Here is a 17,515-nt window from a genome sequence, read left to right on the forward strand (position 1 = left end):
GGTAACGCCCGGCTCAGGCGGTGGCGCCCACCGGCTCGGCGGCCGGCGCGGCCGGGGCCGCCGGGCGGCGCTCCCGCGTGCTCCAGAGCACGCCGAGCGTGGCCAGCAGCACCAGGCAGGAGCCGAGCATGTGCGCGGCGACCAGCACCGCCGGCAGGTGGGTGAAGTACTGGACGAAGCCGATCAGGCCCTGGCCCAGCTCGACCGCGAGCAGCGCAGCGGCGGCCCGGGCGGCGTCGCGCGCGCCGACCGCGCGGAACGCGAAGAACAACGCCACCGAGAGGCCGAGCAGCAGGAAGACGCCGTCCGCGTGGACCTGGGAGATCGTCTCCGGATCCAGGCCGTTGCGGGCCGCGCCCTGGTCGCCGGCGTGCGGTCCGCTGCCGGTCACCCAGGTGCCGACCACGAGCACGGCCGCGCTGACCACCGTCGTGATCAGGGCGAGGGTACGCAGCGGCGCCGGCACGGTCGGCGTCACCGGCCCGTCCGGCTCGCCGGTGCGCCGCCAGAGCGCGTACGCGACCGCGATCACCACCATCGAGGCGAGGAAGTGCAGCCCGACCACCCACGGGTTGAGGTTGGTCAGCACGGTGATCCCGCCGATGACGGCCTGTGCCGGGATGCCGAGCAGCACGCCCACGGCCAGCGGCGGCAGCCCCCGGCGGCGGGGGCGCTGGGCGAGCACGGCCAGCACCACGGCGAGTGCGATGATCCCCACCGCGAAGGTGAGCAGCCGGTTGCCGAACTCGATCACTCCGTGCACGCCCATCTCGGACGTGGTGGTGTAGGACTCGTCGGTGCACCGGGGCCAGGTGGGGCAGCCGAGGCCGGAGGCGGTGAGCCGGACGGCCCCGCCGGTGACCACGATCGCCACGTTCGCGATGATCGAGGTGAACGCGAGGCGACGCAGCAGCGTGGGGGAGACCGGGAACCGGACGGAACGCTTCACGAAGCGAATCCTACGCACCGTAGTTGATCCCGATCGGGTGACTCGGCCACCCCGGTGGTCGGGATCACCGGACCCCCGGTTTGCGGGCCCCGCGCGAATTACGTAACGTTGCCGTTGTGAAAAACGCGGCAGCGCTGTCCGAAGGGTCGGTGACCAGTAGGGTCGCCGGCGCGACGGCTCCTGCCGACCTGTCGACCCGCGACCGGGTCACCCAGCTCCTGCTGGAGCGGGGCGCGACCACCGCCGCGCAGCTCGGCTCGGCGCTCGGCCTCAGCCCGGCCGCGATCCGCCGGCACCTCGACGCGATGCTCGCCGACGGTGACGTGGTCGCCCGCGAGCAGACCGTCCGGGGCAGCCGGGGGCGGGGCCGGCCGGCCAAGGTCTTCGTGCTGACCGAGGCGGCGCGGGTGCGTTGCGGCACCCACCACTACGACAACATGGCCACCGCCGCGCTGCGGTGGATCGCCCGCACCGGTGGCGCCGAGGCGGTGGCGGAGTTCGCCGCCGACCAGGTCGCCGCGCTGGAGCACCGCTGCCGGGCCGCCATGGAGGACGCCGGCGACGCCCCGCTCGCGCGGGCCGAGGCGCTCGCCGGGGCGCTGACCGCCGAGGGTTACGCTGCCAACGCGTCCACGATCGCCTCCGGCGGCCAGCTCTGCCAGCACCACTGCCCGGTGGCGCACGTGGCCGCCGAGTTTCCCCAGCTGTGCGAGGCCGAGACCGCGGTGATCTCCCGCTTGGTCGGCACCCACGTGCAGCGCCTGGCCACCATCGCGCACGGCGACGGCGTGTGCACCACGCACATTCCCGCCCAGTCCGGTTCCACCGTCACCACTGTGAGGACAGATAGATGACCGAGCAGATCGTCCAGCCCCTGACCCAGGAGGAGCAGCTCGCCGCCCTCGGTCGTTACGAGTACGGCTGGGCCGACCCCGACGTCGCCGGGGCCGCCGCCCAGCGTGGTCTGAACGAGGCGGTGGTGCGGGACATCTCGGCCAAGAAGAACGAGCCGGCCTGGATGCTCGACCTGCGCCTGAAGGGCCTGCGGCTTTTCGACCGCAAGCCGATGCCGGCCTGGGGCGCCGACCTCACCGGGATCGACTTCGACAACATCAAGTACTTCGTCCGGTCCACCGAGAAGCAGGCCACCAGCTGGGAGGACCTGCCGGAGGACATCAAGAACACCTACGACCGGCTGGGCATCCCCGAGGCGGAGAAGCAGCGGCTGGTCGCCGGCGTCGCGGCGCAGTACGAGTCCGAGGTCGTCTACCACAAGATCCGTGAGGACCTCGAGGAGCAGGGCGTCGTCTTCCTCGACACGGACACCGCGCTGCGCGAGCACGAGGACATCTTCAAGGAATACTTCGGCACGGTGATCCCGGTCGGCGACAACAAGTTCGCCGCGCTGAACACCTCCGTGTGGTCCGGCGGCTCGTTCATCTACGTGCCGAAGGGCGTGCACGTGGAGATCCCGCTCCAGGCCTACTTCCGGATCAACACGGAGAACATGGGCCAGTTCGAGCGGACGCTGATCATCGTCGACGAGGGCGCGTACGTGCACTACGTCGAGGGCTGCACCGCGCCGCTCTACTCCTCCGACTCGCTGCACAGCGCGGTCGTGGAGATCGTGGTCAAGAAGAACGCGCGCTGCCGCTACACGACCATCCAGAACTGGTCGAACAACGTCTACAACCTGGTCACCAAGCGCGCCGTGTGCCACGAGGGCGCGACCATGGAGTGGGTCGACGGCAACATCGGCTCCAAGGTCACCATGAAGTACCCGGCGGTCTACATGACCGGCGAGCACGCCAAGGGCGAGGTGCTCTCGGTGGCGATGGCCGGCGAGGGCCAGCACCAGGACGCCGGCGCCAAGATGGTGCACGCGGCGCCGCACACCTCCTCCACCATCGTGTCGAAGTCGATCGCCCGGGGCGGCGGCCGCACCTCCTACCGCGGTCTGGTGCAGGTGCTGGAGGGTTCGCACAGCAGCCGCAGCACGGTCAAGTGCGACGCGCTGCTGGTCGACACCATCTCCCGCTCCGACACCTACCCGTACGTCGACATCCGCGAGGACGACGTGTCGATGGGGCACGAGGCGACCGTCTCGAAGGTCAGCGACGACCAGCTCTTCTACCTGATGAGCCGGGGCCTGAGCGAGGACGAGGCGATGGCGATGATCGTGCGCGGCTTCATCGAGCCGATCGCCAAGGAGCTTCCGATGGAATACGCGCTGGAGCTCAACCGCCTGATCGAGCTGCAGATGGAGGGCGCGGTCGGCTGACGCCGCCGTTCCCGCGCGGCGGGCCGGAACCCTGGCCCGCCGCGTCAGCAAGACCACGTCGTCACGGACCAGACAGACCAAGGAAGAGATGACTACCCAGGCTTCCGCGCCGCCCACGACCAAGTCGCAGGCGCTCCGCTCGTACGACGTCGCCGACTTCCCGGCCCTGACCGGGCTGGAGGAGGAGTGGCGGTTCACCCCGCTCAAGCGCCTCCGTGGCCTGACCGGTGACGGCTCCGGGTCGTCGCGCGGCACGGTCCGGCACGAGTACGGCGACCTGCCCGAGGGCGTCACCGTCGGCCGGATCGGCCGCGACGACCCCCGGGTGGGCGGCGTGCTCACCCCGTTCGACCGGGTCAGCGCGCTGGCCTACGGCGGTGCCGACGGCGCGCTGCTGGTGCAGGTCGCCCGCGACGCCGTGGTGGCGGAGCCGGTGCGCCTGCGGGCGGTCGGCGAGGACGCCGGCGCGCTCGCGTTCGGCCACACCTTCGTCGAGGTGGGCCGGTTCGCCGAGGTGACGGTGGTGCTGGAGCACGTGGGCTCGGCCACGCTCGCCGACAACGTCGAGGTGGCGGTGGCGGACGGCGCGAAGCTGACCCTGGTCACGGTCGCCGACTGGGCCGACGACGCGGTGCAGGCACAGCACCTGAAGGTGAAGCTGGGCCGGGATGCCAAGATCATCCACGTGCAGGTGAGCCTCGGCGGCGACCTGGTCCGGCAGCACACCACTGTGGAATACACCCAGCGCGGCGGCGAGGCCGAGCTGTACGGCCTCTACTTCGCCGACTCCGGGCAGCACCTGGAGCACCGCCAGCTGGTCGACCACACCGTGCCGGACTGCCGCAGCAACGTCGGCTACCGGGGCGCGCTCCAGGGCGACGACGCGCACACGGTCTGGGTCGGCGACGTGCTGATCGGGGCCGAGGCGACCGGCACCGACACCTACGAGATCAACCGGAACCTGCTGCTCAGCGACGGCGCCCGAGCCGACTCGGTGCCCAACCTGGAGATCGAGACCGGCGAGATCGCCGGTGCCGGGCACGCCAGCGCGACCGGCCGGTTCGACGACGAGCAGCTGTTCTACCTGATGGCCCGGGGGATCCCGGAGGGCGAGGCGCGACGCCTGGTGGTGCGGGGCTTCTTCGCCGAGATGATCAACAAGATCCCGGTCGAGGACCTGCGCGAGCGGCTCGGCGACGCGATCGAGGCGCGCCTCACGAAGGCCGGCGCCTGATGATCAGGATCTGTTCGACCGAGGACGTGCCGAAGGGCGCCGCGATCAGCGCCGACGTGGACGGCGTGCAGGTGGCGATCGTGCACGGCGAGGACGACGTGTTCTACGCCGTCCGCGACGAGTGCTCGCACGCCGCCGTGGCGCTCTCCGAGGGCGAGGTCGAGGGGTGCACGCTGGAATGCTGGCTGCACGGATCCCGTTTCGACCTGCGTACCGGTGAGCCGACCGGCCTGCCCGCGACCGAACCCGTACCCGTCTACCCCGTCGAAGTCCGCGACGGCGAGATCTACGTCAGCATGACGCCGAGCAATGGAGTGACGCGATAATGAGCACCCTGGAGATCCGCGACCTGAAGGTGTCGGTCAAGCTGCCCGAGGGTGAGCTCAAGCCGATCCTGCACGGGGTCGACCTGACCGTGCGCTCCGGTGAGACGCACGCGATCATGGGCCCGAACGGCTCCGGCAAGTCGACGCTGGCCTACTCGATCGCCGGCCACCCCAAGTACGAGATCACCGGCGGCGAGGTGACGCTCGACGGCGAGGACGTGCTCGCCATGTCCGTCGACGAGCGGGCCCGCGCCGGTCTCTTCCTGGCCATGCAGTACCCGGTCGAGGTCCCCGGCGTGTCGGTGGCCAACTTCCTGCGGACCGCCAAGACCGCCATCGACGGCGAGGCGCCGAAGCTGCGCACCTGGGCCGGCGAGCTGCGCGGGGCCATGGAGAAGCTCCAGATGGACCCGGCGTTCGCCCAGCGCAACGTCAACGAGGGCTTCTCCGGCGGGGAGAAGAAGCGACACGAGATCGTGCAGCTGGAGCTGCTCAAGCCGAAGATCGCCATCCTCGACGAGACCGACTCCGGCCTCGACGTGGACGCGCTGCGCGTGGTCAGCGAGGGCGTCAACCGGGTCCGCGACACCGGCGACACCGGGATGCTGCTGATCACCCACTACACCCGGATCCTGCGCTACATCAAGCCGGACTTCGTGCACGTCTTCGTGGCCGGGCGGATCGTCGAGCAGGGCGGCCGCGAGCTGGCCGACAAGCTCGAGGAAGAGGGCTACGAGCGGTACGTCGCCGGGGCCGGCGCGGCGCGGGCCTGACCGACATGACCTCCTCCATCGCGATCCCGGCGGGCATGCCGCAGTACGGCGACGTGCCGCGCTTCGACGTGGCGGCCGTGCGGGCCGACTTCCCGATCCTGGGCCGGGAGGTCAACGGTCACCCGCTCGTCTACCTGGACAGCGCGAACACCTCGCACAAGCCGCGGCAGGTGCTCGACGTGCTCACCGAGCACTACGCGAGGCACAACGCCAACGTGTCGCGCTCGGTGCACACGCTCGGCACCGAGGCGACCGAGGCGTACGAGGGGGCACGGGCGAAGATCGCCGCGTTCGTCAACGCGCCGAGCGTGGACGAGGTGGTGTTCACCAAGAACTCCACCGAGGCGATCAACGTGGTGGCGTACGCGTTCTCGAACGCCTCGCCGCGCGCGGACGGTGACGAGCGGTTCCGGCTCGGCCCCGGCGACGAGATCGTGATCTCCGAGATGGAGCACCACTCGAACATCGTCCCGTGGCAACTGCTCGCCGAGCGCACCGGCGCGACGCTGCGCTGGTTCCCGGTCACCGACGGCGGCCGGCTCGACGAGTCGGGGCTGGACGACCTGGTCACCGAGCGCACGAAGATCGTGTCGCTGGTGCACACGTCGAACATCCTCGGCACGGTCAACGCGACCGCACGGATCACCGAGCGGGTCCGCCAGGTCGGCGCGCTGCTGCTGCTCGACTGCTCCCAGTCGGTGCCGCACCAGCCGATCGACGTGGTCGACCTGGACGCCGACTTCATCGTCTTCACCGGGCACAAGATGTGCGGTCCGACTGGCATCGGCGTGCTCTGGGGCCGGGGCGAGCTGCTCGCCGCGATGCCACCGGTGCTGAGCGGCGGCTCGATGATCGAGACGGTGACGATGGCGCGCACCACGTTCGCCGCGCCGCCGGCCCGCTTCGAGGCGGGCACGCCGCCGATCGCCGAGGCGGTCGCGCTCGGCGGGGCGGTGGACTACCTCACCGGCGTCGGGATGCGGGCGATCCAGTGGCACGAGAAGGAGCTGACGGCGTACGCGCTGGACGCCCTCGCCACCGTGCCGGGGCTGCGGATCTTCGGCCCGTCGGTGCCGGTGGGCCGGGGCGGGACGATCTCGTTCGCCCTCGGCGACGTGCATCCGCACGACGTCGGGCAGGTGCTCGACTCGCTCGGCGTGCAGGTGCGGGTGGGGCACCACTGCGCCAAGCCGGTGTGCGCCCGCTTCGGGGTGCCGGCGATGACGCGCGCGTCGTTCTACCTCTACACCACCACCGCGGAGATCGACGCCCTCGTGGCGGGCCTGGAGCAGGTGCGGAAGGTGTTCGCGTGAGCGGCGACGCAGGAGCCCGCGAGTCGACGGGAGGTCAGCGTGATGCAACTTAACTCTCTTTACCAGGAGATCATCCTGGACCACTACAAGCACCCGCACGGCCGCGGCCTGCGGGACGCGACGGACCCGGCGGCCCGGGTCGGCGAGGCGCACCACGTCAACCCGACCTGCGGCGACGAGATCACCGTGCGGGTGGCGACCGACGGCACGGTGTTCACCGACATCTCGTACGACGGGATGGGCTGCTCGATCAGCCAGGCGTCGGCGAGCATCCTGCACGAGCTGCTGCGGGGTCGGGACGCGGGCGACGCCACCGTGGTGCACGAGGCGTTCGTCGAGTTGATGTCCGGGCGTGGCCAGGTCACGCCGGACGAGGACGTACTCGGAGACGGGGTGGCGTTCGCGGGTGTCGCGCGCTACCCGGCCCGGGTCAAGTGCGCGCTGCTGTCGTGGATGGCGTTCAAGGACGCCGCGGCACGCGCCGGGGTGGGCGTGAGCCCGGAGGTGAAGGCATGAGCGAACGCACCGAGCAGAGCGAGGGCCGTGTGGGCATGCCCGGTCGGCAAGGCTTGATGAGCGACGACGAGACCACCACGACGCCGGAGACCGGCGCGGTGGCGACCGACAGCCCGGCCACGCCGGCCGGCGGCAAGGCCGCCGTCGGCGACATCGAGGAGGCGATGAAGGACGTCGTCGACCCCGAGCTGGGCATCAACGTGGTCGACCTCGGCCTGGTGTACGGCGTGCACGTGGACGACGAGAACGTCGCCACGCTGGACATGACGCTGACCTCGGCGGCCTGCCCGCTGACCGACGTGATCGAGGACCAGGCCCGGCAGGCGCTGACCACCGGACCGGGCGGCGGCCTGGTGAACGACATCCGGATCAACTGGGTCTGGCTGCCGCCGTGGGGTCCCGACAAGATCACCGACGAGGGGCGCGACCAGCTCCGCTCGCTCGGCTTCAACGTCTGACCGGCTCCCGGTCGCCGTTGCGGGCGCGTCATCCCTCCCGGGGTGGCGCGCCCGACGCTTTCCTCGCCCGTGCAAATCGGGTGGCGGGGCCAGGGGAGTGGGTCGCACCATGGGCGGGTGATGGAGGCGTACCCGAAGCAGGCTCCTGTCCGTGCGGCCACCGCCGCACGTCGACAGCGTGCCCTGCCGGCCGCCTCGACCCGCCGCCCGCCGTCGTGACCGGCGCGTTCCTCGCCGGCCTGGTCGCCGGCTACGGCGTGGCGATCCCGGTCGGCGCGATCGCGATCCTCATCCTCGGGCTGAGCGCCCGTGCCGGGTTCCGGGTCGGCGCGGCCGGAGCGCTCGCCGTGGCCACCGCCGACGGGCTCTACGCCGCGATCGCCGCGCTCGGTGGCACCGGGCTGGCCACCGTCCTCGCCCCGGTCGCCGGACCGCTGCGGGTGGTCGCCGCGTTGGTCCTGCTCGGCATCGCCGCGCACGGCCTGTGGCGGGCCTGGTCCGGCCGTCGCGGCGGGCGGGTGGCCGAGCCGCCGGCCGGTCGCGGCCTGCGCACCCCGGCCCGGGCTTACCTGGCGCTGCTCGGCCTGACCCTGCTCAACCCGGCGACGGTGCTCTACTTCGCCGCGCTTGTGCTGGGCCGACGGGACGCCGCCGAACCGGACCCGGTCGCCGCCGCGCTCTTCGTCGCTGGCGCGTTCGTGGCCTCGGCGAGCTGGCAACTGCTGGTGGCCGGCGGCGGCTCGGCGGTCGGTCGCGCGCTGGCGGGTCCGCGCGGTCGCCTGCTCACCGGCGTGGTGTCCAGCGTTCTGATCGCCGCGCTCGCGGCGGCCACGCTGTTCTCCGGCTGACCGCGTACCGTCGTGCCATGAGCAGCCGACCCGCAGCCGGGGGCGGCCGGTGGGTCGAGGTCGACCCGACCCGCATCACCCGCTGGGTCGAGGGCTTCGCCGACCGGCACGGCCCGCCCACCACCACCGCCCTCGGGTACGGGTTGCTGCTCACCGCCCCGGACGGCGCCACCGCCGAGCTGCACACGCCGCCCGGCGCACGTCCCGCGCCGGACCTGCCGGCGTTCGCCGGTGCCGTGGCCGCGCCCCGCCGGCTCGGGCTGCTGCTGGCCCGCAAAGGCGCGGTGGCGGTCGGCGTCGCCGACGGCACCGAGCTGGTGACCTCGAAGGTGGACACCCGGTACGTGCAGGGGCGCACCGCCGCGGGTGGCTGGTCCCAGCAGCGGTTCGCCCGGCGGCGCGACAACCAGGCGAGGGCGGCCCTGGGCGATGCCGCCGATCTCGCCGTACGCCTGCTGTTGCCGGCGGCCGGCACGCTCGCGGCGCTGGTCTGCGGCGGTGACCGGCGGGCGGTCGACACGGTGCTCGCCGACCGGCGGCTGGCGCCGCTCGCGGCGTTGCGCGCGGAGCGCCTGCTGGACGTGCCGGAACCTCGGCATGCCGTCCTGGTCGCGGCCGTCGCCGCCGCCCGGGCGGTCCACATCCTGGTCCGCTGAACGGGAAAAGATCACCTCAAGCCGGTCATTCCCCCTCGCCAGAGGTGCATCGAACCGAATCGATGCTTAGAGTCGGTGCGGTGAAGTGGTGGGTCTCCGGGCGACCCATCGGGCAGCTTCGCCTCCGCCATCCAGGCACCGACATCGTTGGGAGAGAACAATTCCATGAGCGGACATCAGGACGGACGGCTGCGGGCCCGGTGGCGCCGTGCGACGAGGCTTCTCGCCGCCGCGGCGGCGATGTGTACCGGCGGCGTCATGCTCACCGCCGCGCTGACGGCGGGCCCGGCCGCCGCGGGTGTCGGCACCGCCGAACGCGCCGCGCTGGCCGCCCCGGCGGTCACCAGCGTGACCACGGGCGGTGCGCACACGTGTGCGATCAGCGCCGACGGGAGACTGTCGTGCTGGGGCTCGAACTACGGCGGCCAGCTCGGTGACGGCACCACCACGAACCGGAGTGCCCCGGAGCGGGTCGGCACCGCCACGTGGACGGCTGTGGACGCCGGCACCGGGCACACCTGCGCGGTGCGGACCGGCGGGACGCTGTGGTGCTGGGGCTCGAACTTCCGGGGTCAGCTCGGTGACGGCACCACCACGAGCCGGAGCGCCCCGGTGCAGGTGGGCACCGCCACCGACTGGGCCACTGTCGACGCCGGGCCGTTGCACACCTGCGGCGTGCGGACCGACGGCACGCTCTGGTGCTGGGGCTTCAACCGGACCACCCAGCTGGGCGTCGGCAGCTCGCCCTACGTGGCGACCACCCCGTTGCAGGTCGGCACCGCGACCAACTGGGCGAGCGTCTCGACCGGCTACGCGCACACCTGCGGCATCCGCACCGACGGCACGCTGTGGTGCTGGGGTCTCAGCTCGGACGGCCAGGTCGGTATCGGCACCCTGGGTGCCCAGGCGACGCCGGCGCAGGTCGGCACCGCGACCGACTGGACCGGCGTCACGGCCGGCTACGTCCACACCTGCGGGACGCGGTCCGGCAGCCTGTGGTGCTGGGGCGAGAACGGGTACGGGCAGCTCGGAGTGAGCGGCAGCTTCCAGACCGCGCCGGTCCAGGTCGGCACGACCGCCACCTGGAGTCGGGTCGCCGCGAGCGGCGACACGTCCTGCGCGTCCCGTACCGACGGGAGCCTGTGGTGCTGGGGCAAGAACTCGATGGGACAGGTGGGCGACGGCACCACCAGTCACCGGTCCGCGCCGACCCGCGTCGGCACCGCCACCACCTGGACCGGCGGCCTCGCCGTCACCGACCACGCCTGTGCGATCCGCACCGACGGCGGCCTGTGGTGCTGGGGTGACAACAGCGGTGGGCAGCTGGGCGACGGCACCACCGTCCAACGGCCCACCCCCGCTCAGGTGACCATGCCGAGCTGACCGGCGGGATCACCGATCGGCCATCGGCCCGCGCCGCTGGATGTCTCAGCGGCGCGGGCCGACGGCCCGGCGGTTACTTGCCGGCGCCGAAGGTGTCACAGGCCTTCGGGTCGCCGGTGGAGAAGCCCTTGGTGAACCACTGCTTGCGCTGCTCGGAACTGCCGTGCGTGAACTCGTCCGGGTTCACCGGCCGGCCGGACCGCTGCTGGATGGCGTCGTCACCGATCTTCTCGGCGGTGTCGATGGCCTGCTGGATGTCCTGGTCGGTGATGCTCTTGAAGATCTTCTGGCCCTTGTCGTCGGCGGTGCCGGTGGCGTTCTTGGCCCAGGCGCCGGCGTAGCAGTCGGCCTGCAGCTCCAGCTTGACCGAGAGCGCGTTGGCGTTCTGCGGGTCGCGCTGCTGCTGACGGCGCATCTCCGCCTCGGTGCCGAGCAGGTCCTGCACGTGGTGGCCGTACTCGTGGGCCAGCACGTACGGCTGGGCGAACTCGCCCTCCGCGCCGAGCTGGTCGGCGAGCAGGCGGTAGAACGTGAGGTCGATGTAGACCAGGTCGTCGGCCGGGCAGTAGAACGGGCCGACCCCGGAGTCGGCCGCACCGCAGCCGGTGTTGACGTTCTGGCTGAAAAACACCGTCTTGGACGGCTGGTACTGCTCGCCGAAGACCTCGGGCATGGCGGTGCGCCAGTATGCCTGGATCGAGTTGACGTAGAGCGTGTTGCGGCAGTCGAGCTGCTTCAGCGCGTCCTCCGCCGAGCACTTCTGCTCCAGCGAGGTGTTGTCGCCCTGCTCCGACCCGCCGCCGCCGTTGGTGGCCGCGTTGAGGCCGAAGCCGCCACCGACCAGGGCGACGAGCACGGCGATGATGATGCTCACGAGCCCGCCCCGGCCACCGCCGCCGCCCGGGATGGGGATGCCCATCCCGCCTCCTCCTCCGCCGGACCCCCGCCGGTCGTCCACCTGGCTGGTGTCGACCCGCGCGTTCTCGTTCAGCTCCATGTTGACCCCGATCACCAATGTGTCCGTGTGTGATGGTTGCGGTACCGGACCGGGTCCGGACGGCGCATTCGGTACCCGATGATCTTGTCTGGTAATCCGGCGGGAGCCGCGCGGCGCGCCCGGTACACTTGACCCGTGCTGCGCTGCGAAGGCTGAACGGCCCCGCGCCGACGGGAGAAGACGACCCGCCGGCGCTTTCGCGTGCCCTGAGTCAGCCCTTCCGGACCCCGAGAGCGAGTACTCCGAGATGATCACTGCCACCGGCCTGGAACTGCGCGCCGGTTCCCGGATCCTGCTGTCCGACACCACCCTGCGGGTGCAGCCGGGCGACCGGATCGGCCTGGTCGGGCGCAACGGCGCCGGCAAGACCACCACCCTGAAGGTGCTCGCCGGGGAGGGCCAGCCGTACGCCGGACAGATCGACCGGCGCAGCGCCATCGGCTACCTGCCCCAGGACCCGCGCACCGGTGACCTGGAGGTCACCGGGCGGGACCGGGTGCTCTCCGCGCGCGGCCTGGACGTGCTCATGGCCCAGATGAAGGAGCTGGAGAACAAGCTCGCCGAGGGGGCCGACGACGAGCGGCTGGTGCGCCGCTACGGCACCCTGGAGGACCAGTTCGCCTCGCTCGGCGGCTATGCGGCGGAGGCCGAGGCGGCCCGGATCTGCGCCAACCTCGGCCTGCCCGACCGCGCCCTGGCGCAGACCATCGGCACGCTCTCCGGCGGTCAGCGCCGGCGCATCGAGCTGGCCCGGATCCTGTTCCGCGACGCCGGCGAGAACGGCGGCGGCATCCTGCTGCTCGACGAGCCCACCAACCACCTCGACGCCGACTCGATCACCTGGCTGCGCGGCTTCCTCGGCAACCACAAGGGCGGCCTGATCGTGATCTCCCACGACGCCTCGCTGCTGGACGCCGTGGTCAACAAGGTCTGGTTCCTGGACGCCACCCGGTCCGTGGTCGACACCTACAACCTCGGGTGGAAGGCGTACCTGGAGGCGCGGGAGACCGACGAGCGCCGCCGCCGCCGGGAGCGGGCCAACGCCGAGAAGAAGGCCGGCGCGCTGATGGCCCAGGCGGACAAGATGCGCGCCAAGGCCACCAAGACCGTCGCCGCGCAGAACATGGCCCGGCGCGCCGAGCGGCTGCTCTCCGGCCTCGACGAGGTCCGGGTCGCCGACCGGGTGGCCAAGGTGCGCTTCCCCAACCCGGCGCCGTGCGGCAAGACGCCGCTGACCGCCGCCGGCCTCTCCAAGTCGTACGGGTCGCTGGAGATCTTCACCGACGTGAACGTCGCGGTGGACCGGGGCTCCCGGGTGGCCATCCTCGGCCTCAACGGCGCCGGCAAGACCACCCTGCTGCGGATGCTCGGCGGCCTGCTGGAGCCGGACACCGGCGAGGTGCGCCCCGGGCACGGCCTGCGGCTCGGCTACTACGCCCAGGAGCACGAGACGCTGGACGTGGACCGGACGATCCTGGAGCACATGCGCAGCGCCGCGTCGGACCAGACGGACACCGACCTGCGCAAGATCCTCGGCGCGTTCCTCTTCTCCGGCGAGGACGTCGACAAGCCGGCCGGCGTGCTCTCCGGCGGCGAGAAGACCCGGCTGGCGCTGGCCACCCTGGTCTGCTCGGGCGCCAACGTGCTGCTGCTGGACGAGCCGACGAACAACCTCGACCCGGTCAGCCGGGAGCAGGTGCTCGACGCGATCGCCCGCTATCCCGGCGCGATCGTGCTGGTCACCCACGACCCGGGCGCGGTCACCGCGCTCAAGCCTGACCGTGCCATCCTGCTGCCCGACGGCGACGAGGACGCCTGGTCCGACGACCTCCTCGAACTTGTCGAGCTGGCCTGACCTCGGCGGGGCGGGGCGGTACGGACCGGACGGTCGGGAGGATCACTCTATCGGGAAGTTGACTTTGCGTAGCGTGTCGGTTGGCGAATAGTTGATATCTGGCGCATGATCGTCCGAGGCGGTCTAATAGGTGGGACCGTATCCGAACCGCACAGTCTGGGACGTGAGGAATCAGCATGGCAGCCACCGGCACAGCCACCAGCACTGAGAAGGGTCGCCGGATCGTCGGGGCCGAGCGTCAGACGCTCGCCAAAGACCTGGTAAAGCGGTACACCGGGGGTGAGAGCATCCGTGCGCTGGCGGCCTCGACCGGCCGTTCCTACGGGTTCATCCACCGGGTGCTCACCGAGTCCGGGGTGCAGCTGCGGCAGCGCGGCGGCGCCCGGCGCCGCAAGAAGGCGTGACCCGCCCCCCAGCGTCGTCCATCAGCGTCGCGCTCCGGGCGGTCCGGTGACCGCCGAGACGACCGGAGTACGACTCGACTGCGACGGGCCGGTCGCGACGGTGACGTTGTGCCGGCCCGACGTGCTCAACGCCCAGACCCCGGCGATGTGGCGCGCCATGAGCGACTTCTCCCGGGATCTACCCGGTGACGTGCGGGTCGTCGTCGTGCGCGGCGAGGGCCGCTCCTTCTCCGCCGGGCTGGACCTGGCGGTCGCCGGCGCCTCCGGGCCGGGCTCCTTCGCCGAGCTGGCCACGTTGCCGGAGGCCGAGTGCGCCGACCGGATCGCCGGCTACCAGGACGGCTTCACCTGGCTGCACCGGCCGGACGTCATCTCCATCGCCGCGGTGCAGGGCCACGCCATCGGCGCCGGCTTCCAGCTCGCCCTCGCCTGCGACATGCGGGTGCTCGCCGCGGACGCCAAGCTCTCGATGGCCGAGGTGACCCTCGGCCTGGTCCCCGACCTGGCCGGCACCCGCCGCCTGGTCGAGCTGGTCGGCTACTCCCGGGCCCTGGAGATCTGCGCTACCGGCCGCCGGATGGACGCCGCCGAGGCCGACCGGATCGGCCTGGCCACGCTGGTGGTGCCGAACGACGAGCTGGACGCCGCCGTCGGTGACCTGTCGGCCGGGCTGCTCGCCAACAACCGCGACGCGATCGTGGAGATCAAGGCGCTGCTCGCCGGCGCGGCCGGCCGCTCGCACGCCGAGCAACAGCGGGCCGAGCGCGAGGCGCAGACGAGGCGGATCCGGGACCTGGCCGGACGGGGCGAATAGCAGTAAGGACCGTTCGGGAAGATCTGGGTTACTCGCGAGGTTGTCACAGGCGTCGGGAGAATCAACCCGACGGTTCATGCTGCCCGACGACCCGGAGGTGACGGATGTCCAACCCCATGGCCGGCGGCGGCATGGGCGGCTGGAGCATGCTCCGGTCCCTGCGCAACCGCGACGAGGTCTCCGCGCACCGGCTCAAGCGCGGCACCGCCCGGCGGATCGTCGCGTTCGCCCAGCCCTACCGGCGCGACATCGTCGTCTTCCTGGTCACCGTGATCGTGGCCGCGGTGATCGGGGTGGCCACCCCGCTGCTCGCCGGCGACGTCATCGACGCGATCGCCGGCGGCGGCCCCGACGCCCGGTCCACGGTCGTCCGGCTCGCCCTGATCATCGCCGCGCTGGCGGTGGCCGACGCGCTCTTCTCGCTGGCCCAGCGGTGGTATTCGGCACGCATCGGCGAGGGCATCATCCTCGACCTGCGCACCCGGGTCTACGACCACGTCCAGCGGATGCCGCTGCAGTTCTTCACCCGCACCCAGACCGGCGCGCTGGTCAGCCGGCTCAACAACGACGTGCTCGGCGCCCAGCGGGCGTTCACCTCGACGCTGTCCGGGGTGGTCAGCAACGTCATCCAGCTCGTGCTCACCGCCGGGGCGATGCTGGTGCTCTCCTGGCAGATCACCGTGCTGGCGCTGGTGCTGCTGCCGATCTTCATCATCCCGGCCCGCCGGGTGGGCAAGCGGCTCGCCGAGATCACCCGCGAGTCCTACAACCTCGACGCCAAGATGAACGCGACCATGACCGAGCGGTTCAACGTCTCGGGCGCGTTGCTGGTCAAGCTCTTCGGCAAGCCGGACGTGGAGGCCACCCGGTTCGCCGCCCGGGCCGAACGGGTCCGCGACATCGGCATCCAGTCCGCCATGTACTCCCGCACCTTCTTCGTGGCGATGCTGCTGGTCGCCTCGCTCGCCCAGGCGCTCACCTACGGGCTGGGCGGCTGGCTCGCCGTCGCCGGCGCCGTCAGCGCGGGCACCGTGGTGAAGCTGGCGCTGCTGCTCACCCGCCTCTACGGTCCGCTCACCGCGCTCTCCAACGTCCGGGTCGACGTGATGAGCGCGCTGGTCTCCTTCGACCGGGTCTTCGAGGTGCTCGACCTGCGCCCCGGCATCGAGGAGAAGCCCGACGCCGTGCCGGTGCCCCGGGGCAACGGCCGGGTCGAGTTCCGCGACGTGCGCTTCCGCTACCCGAGCGCCGCCGAGGTGTCGCTGGCCTCCCTCGAAGAGGTCGCCACACTCGACCGCACGGTCAACGAGCCGGTGCTCAAGGGCGTCTCGTTCGCCGTCGAGCCGGGGCAGATGGTGGCCCTGGTCGGCCCGTCCGGCGCCGGCAAGTCGACGCTGTCCATGCTGATCTCCCGGATCTACGACGTCAGCGACGGCCAGGTGCTGGTCGGCGGCGTCGACGTGCGCGACGCGACGCTCGCCTCGCTGCGCGACGAGATCGGCGTGGTCACCCAGGATTCGCACCTGTTCCACGAGACGATCCGGGAGAACCTCCGCTACGCCAAGCCCGACGCCACCGACGACGAGATCTGGGCGGCGCTGGCCGGCGCGCAGGTCGCCGACCTGGTCCGGGCCACACCCGACGGGCTCGACACCACGGTGGGGGAGCGGGGCTACCGCTTCTCCGGCGGCGAGAAGCAACGCATCGCCATCGCCCGGCTGCTGCTCAAGTCGCCGTCGATCGTGATCCTCGACGAGGCGACCGCGCACCTCGACTCGGAGAGCGAGGCGGCGGTGCAGCGGGCGCTCGCGGTGGCGCTGACCGGCCGCACCGCGCTGGTGATCGCGCACCGGCTCTCCACCGTGCGCGACGCCGACCAGATCCTGGTCCTCGACGAGGGGCGGATCGTCGAGCGGGGCCGGCACGACGAGCTGGTGGCCGTCGGCGGTCTCTACGCCGAGCTCTACCGCACCCAGTTCGCGGTCACCGACTCCCCGGCGCCCTTCGCCGAGCCGGAGCAGCCCGAGCCGATGGTGACCACGGTGCCGATGGGCACCTACGTCGCCCAGGAGGCCATGCCGCCGGCCGCTGCCAACTAGCGAGCGACCGGTGGCCGACCGGTGGTGACGGCGGCGCGTAGTTCACCGAAGGCGGCGCCGAGCGTCTCCGGGGTGAAGTGCGCGTTCAGCCCGCTCGGGTTGGGCAGCACCCACAGCCGGGCCGGCCCGAGCGGCTCCGGCTGCGGGCCGAAGCCGGCCTTCGGTCGGGCGAACCCGATCCGGTAGGCGGTCACCCCGACCACCGCCACCCAGCGCGGTCGGTGCCGCTCCACCTTCGCGGTGAGCACCCGCGCGCCGTCGACCAACTCCTCGGCGGTCAGTTCGTCGGCGCGGGCGCTGGCCCGGGCCACCATGTTGGTGATGCCCAGCCCGAGGGCGGGCAGCTCGTCCTGCTCGCTGGGGTGCAGCAGGCGCGGGGTGAACCCGCCCCGGTGCAGCGCCGGCCAGAACCGGTTGCCCGGGCGGGCGAAGTGCCAGCCGGTGGCCGCCGACCACAGGCCGGGGTTGATGCCGACGAAGAGCACGTCCAGCCCGGGCGCGATCAGGTCGGGCAGCAGGCGGTCGGCCGCGGCGGCGAGCTGCTCCCGGCTGGGCCGGGGATGACGGCGGGCCGGCACGCCCGGACCGGGGGCGGCCCCGGGCCGCCCG

At 72.0% G+C, this 17,515-nt stretch carries 18 protein-coding genes; 15 read left to right on the top strand and 3 right to left on the bottom strand.

Annotated features, from left to right (window positions below):
• Nucleotides 1–13 precede the first annotated feature (13 nt).
• On the bottom strand, nucleotides 14–967 hold the full coding sequence (locus O7618_RS04310) for a COX15/CtaA family protein (protein WP_278104648.1): 954 nt from the start codon (nucleotides 965–967) through the stop codon (nucleotides 14–16).
• A 131-nt stretch (nucleotides 968–1,098) separates the two neighbouring features.
• Here O7618_RS04310 and O7618_RS04315 point away from each other — a divergent pair, with 131 nt between their 5' ends.
• The 11 genes from O7618_RS04315 (at nucleotide 1,099) to O7618_RS04365 (ending at nucleotide 10,737) form a co-directional block, all read left to right on the top strand.
• Complete coding sequence (locus tag O7618_RS04315; RefSeq protein WP_278104649.1) at nucleotides 1,099–1,803, top strand: HTH domain-containing protein; 705 nt, start codon at nucleotides 1,099–1,101, stop codon at nucleotides 1,801–1,803.
• Nucleotides 1,800–3,230, top strand: a complete 1,431-nt coding sequence (gene sufB / locus O7618_RS04320) for a Fe-S cluster assembly protein SufB (RefSeq protein WP_278104650.1) — start codon at nucleotides 1,800–1,802, stop codon at nucleotides 3,228–3,230. Before O7618_RS04315 ends, sufB begins: the two co-directional genes overlap by 4 nt.
• Before the next feature lie 88 nt (nucleotides 3,231–3,318).
• Nucleotides 3,319–4,464, top strand: a complete 1,146-nt coding sequence (sufD, locus tag O7618_RS04325; protein WP_278104651.1) for a Fe-S cluster assembly protein SufD — start codon at nucleotides 3,319–3,321, stop codon at nucleotides 4,462–4,464.
• Complete coding sequence (locus O7618_RS04330; protein ID WP_278104653.1) at nucleotides 4,464–4,790, top strand: non-heme iron oxygenase ferredoxin subunit; 327 nt, start codon at nucleotides 4,464–4,466, stop codon at nucleotides 4,788–4,790. Before sufD ends, O7618_RS04330 begins: the two co-directional genes overlap by 1 nt.
• Complete coding sequence (gene sufC / locus O7618_RS04335) at nucleotides 4,790–5,563, top strand: Fe-S cluster assembly ATPase SufC (RefSeq protein ID WP_181569378.1); 774 nt, start codon at nucleotides 4,790–4,792, stop codon at nucleotides 5,561–5,563. The genes O7618_RS04330 and sufC overlap by 1 nt, the downstream gene beginning before the upstream one ends.
• A gap of 5 nt (nucleotides 5,564–5,568) precedes the next feature.
• On the top strand, nucleotides 5,569–6,876 hold the full coding sequence (locus O7618_RS04340) for a cysteine desulfurase (protein ID WP_278104654.1): 1,308 nt from the start codon (nucleotides 5,569–5,571) through the stop codon (nucleotides 6,874–6,876).
• 42 nt (nucleotides 6,877–6,918) lie between these two features.
• Entirely contained in the window at nucleotides 6,919–7,392 is a 474-nt protein-coding gene (gene sufU / locus O7618_RS04345; protein WP_278104655.1) for a Fe-S cluster assembly sulfur transfer protein SufU, read from the top strand.
• Nucleotides 7,393–7,448: 56 nt separating this feature from the next.
• Nucleotides 7,449–7,850: a metal-sulfur cluster assembly factor gene (locus O7618_RS04350; RefSeq protein WP_269690857.1), complete on the top strand. Its 402-nt coding sequence runs from the start codon at nucleotides 7,449–7,451 to the stop codon at nucleotides 7,848–7,850.
• A 215-nt stretch (nucleotides 7,851–8,065) separates the two neighbouring features.
• A complete protein-coding gene (locus O7618_RS04355; protein ID WP_278104656.1) occupies nucleotides 8,066–8,698 on the top strand; it encodes a LysE family transporter in 633 nt (210 codons plus the stop codon).
• A 17-nt stretch (nucleotides 8,699–8,715) separates the two neighbouring features.
• Nucleotides 8,716–9,354: an acVLRF1 family peptidyl-tRNA hydrolase gene (locus O7618_RS04360; protein WP_278104657.1), complete on the top strand. Its 639-nt coding sequence runs from the start codon at nucleotides 8,716–8,718 to the stop codon at nucleotides 9,352–9,354.
• A gap of 165 nt (nucleotides 9,355–9,519) precedes the next feature.
• A complete protein-coding gene (locus tag O7618_RS04365; RefSeq protein WP_278104658.1) occupies nucleotides 9,520–10,737 on the top strand; it encodes a hypothetical protein in 1,218 nt (405 codons plus the stop codon).
• A gap of 73 nt (nucleotides 10,738–10,810) precedes the next feature.
• Here O7618_RS04365 and O7618_RS04370 read toward each other — a convergent pair whose 3' ends face one another.
• Nucleotides 10,811–11,734 (bottom strand): neutral zinc metallopeptidase, encoded by a 924-nt coding sequence (locus O7618_RS04370; RefSeq protein ID WP_278109908.1) that lies wholly within the window; start codon nucleotides 11,732–11,734, stop codon nucleotides 10,811–10,813.
• Nucleotides 11,735–11,981: 247 nt separating this feature from the next.
• Between O7618_RS04370 and O7618_RS04375 the strand changes: the two genes are divergently transcribed.
• The 4 genes from O7618_RS04375 (at nucleotide 11,982) to O7618_RS04390 (ending at nucleotide 16,906) form a co-directional block, all read left to right on the top strand.
• Nucleotides 11,982–13,589, top strand: a complete 1,608-nt coding sequence (locus O7618_RS04375; RefSeq protein WP_278104660.1) for an ABC-F family ATP-binding cassette domain-containing protein — start codon at nucleotides 11,982–11,984, stop codon at nucleotides 13,587–13,589.
• 176 nt (nucleotides 13,590–13,765) lie between these two features.
• Nucleotides 13,766–13,993: a helix-turn-helix domain-containing protein gene (locus O7618_RS04380; RefSeq protein ID WP_007072022.1), complete on the top strand. Its 228-nt coding sequence runs from the start codon at nucleotides 13,766–13,768 to the stop codon at nucleotides 13,991–13,993.
• Between the two features lie 46 nt (nucleotides 13,994–14,039).
• Complete coding sequence (locus O7618_RS04385) at nucleotides 14,040–14,807, top strand: enoyl-CoA hydratase/isomerase family protein (RefSeq protein ID WP_278104661.1); 768 nt, start codon at nucleotides 14,040–14,042, stop codon at nucleotides 14,805–14,807.
• Nucleotides 14,808–14,923: 116 nt separating this feature from the next.
• Nucleotides 14,924–16,906, top strand: a complete 1,983-nt coding sequence (locus O7618_RS04390; RefSeq protein WP_278109909.1) for an ABC transporter ATP-binding protein — start codon at nucleotides 14,924–14,926, stop codon at nucleotides 16,904–16,906.
• Here the strand turns inward: O7618_RS04390 and mug are convergent.
• A complete protein-coding gene (gene mug, locus O7618_RS04395) occupies nucleotides 16,903–17,484 on the bottom strand; it encodes a G/U mismatch-specific DNA glycosylase (protein ID WP_278104662.1) in 582 nt (193 codons plus the stop codon). The two genes, O7618_RS04390 and mug, sit on opposite strands and share 4 nt — an antisense overlap.
• Between the last annotated feature and the right edge of the window lie 31 nt (nucleotides 17,485–17,515).

Origin of the sequence: Micromonospora sp. WMMD980, assembly GCF_029626035.1 — a bacterium.
In the GTDB taxonomy this organism is placed as follows: domain Bacteria; phylum Actinomycetota; class Actinomycetes; order Mycobacteriales; family Micromonosporaceae; genus Micromonospora.

Excerpts from the sequence above, each read along its gene's own strand:
- sufD (WP_278104651.1), top strand. The coding sequence starts at position 3,319 with ATGACTACCCAGGCTTCCGCGCCGCCCACGACCAAGTCGCAGGCGCTC.
- sufC (WP_181569378.1), top strand. The coding sequence starts at position 4,790 with ATGAGCACCCTGGAGATCCGCGACCTGAAGGTGTCGGTCAAGCTGCCC.
- O7618_RS04390 (WP_278109909.1), top strand. The coding sequence starts at position 14,924 with ATGGCCGGCGGCGGCATGGGCGGCTGGAGCATGCTCCGGTCCCTGCGC.
- O7618_RS04380 (WP_007072022.1), top strand. The coding sequence starts at position 13,766 with ATGGCAGCCACCGGCACAGCCACCAGCACTGAGAAGGGTCGCCGGATC.
- O7618_RS04375 (WP_278104660.1), top strand. The coding sequence starts at position 11,982 with ATGATCACTGCCACCGGCCTGGAACTGCGCGCCGGTTCCCGGATCCTG.
- O7618_RS04370 (WP_278109908.1), bottom strand. The coding sequence starts at position 11,734 with ATGGAGCTGAACGAGAACGCGCGGGTCGACACCAGCCAGGTGGACGAC.
- O7618_RS04360 (WP_278104657.1), top strand. The coding sequence starts at position 8,716 with ATGAGCAGCCGACCCGCAGCCGGGGGCGGCCGGTGGGTCGAGGTCGAC.
- O7618_RS04350 (WP_269690857.1), top strand. The coding sequence starts at position 7,449 with ATGAGCGACGACGAGACCACCACGACGCCGGAGACCGGCGCGGTGGCG.
- O7618_RS04365 (WP_278104658.1), top strand. The coding sequence starts at position 9,520 with ATGAGCGGACATCAGGACGGACGGCTGCGGGCCCGGTGGCGCCGTGCG.
- sufU (WP_278104655.1), top strand. The coding sequence starts at position 6,919 with ATGCAACTTAACTCTCTTTACCAGGAGATCATCCTGGACCACTACAAG.
- sufB (WP_278104650.1), top strand. The coding sequence starts at position 1,800 with ATGACCGAGCAGATCGTCCAGCCCCTGACCCAGGAGGAGCAGCTCGCC.
- O7618_RS04340 (WP_278104654.1), top strand. The coding sequence starts at position 5,569 with ATGACCTCCTCCATCGCGATCCCGGCGGGCATGCCGCAGTACGGCGAC.
- O7618_RS04330 (WP_278104653.1), top strand. The coding sequence starts at position 4,464 with ATGATCAGGATCTGTTCGACCGAGGACGTGCCGAAGGGCGCCGCGATC.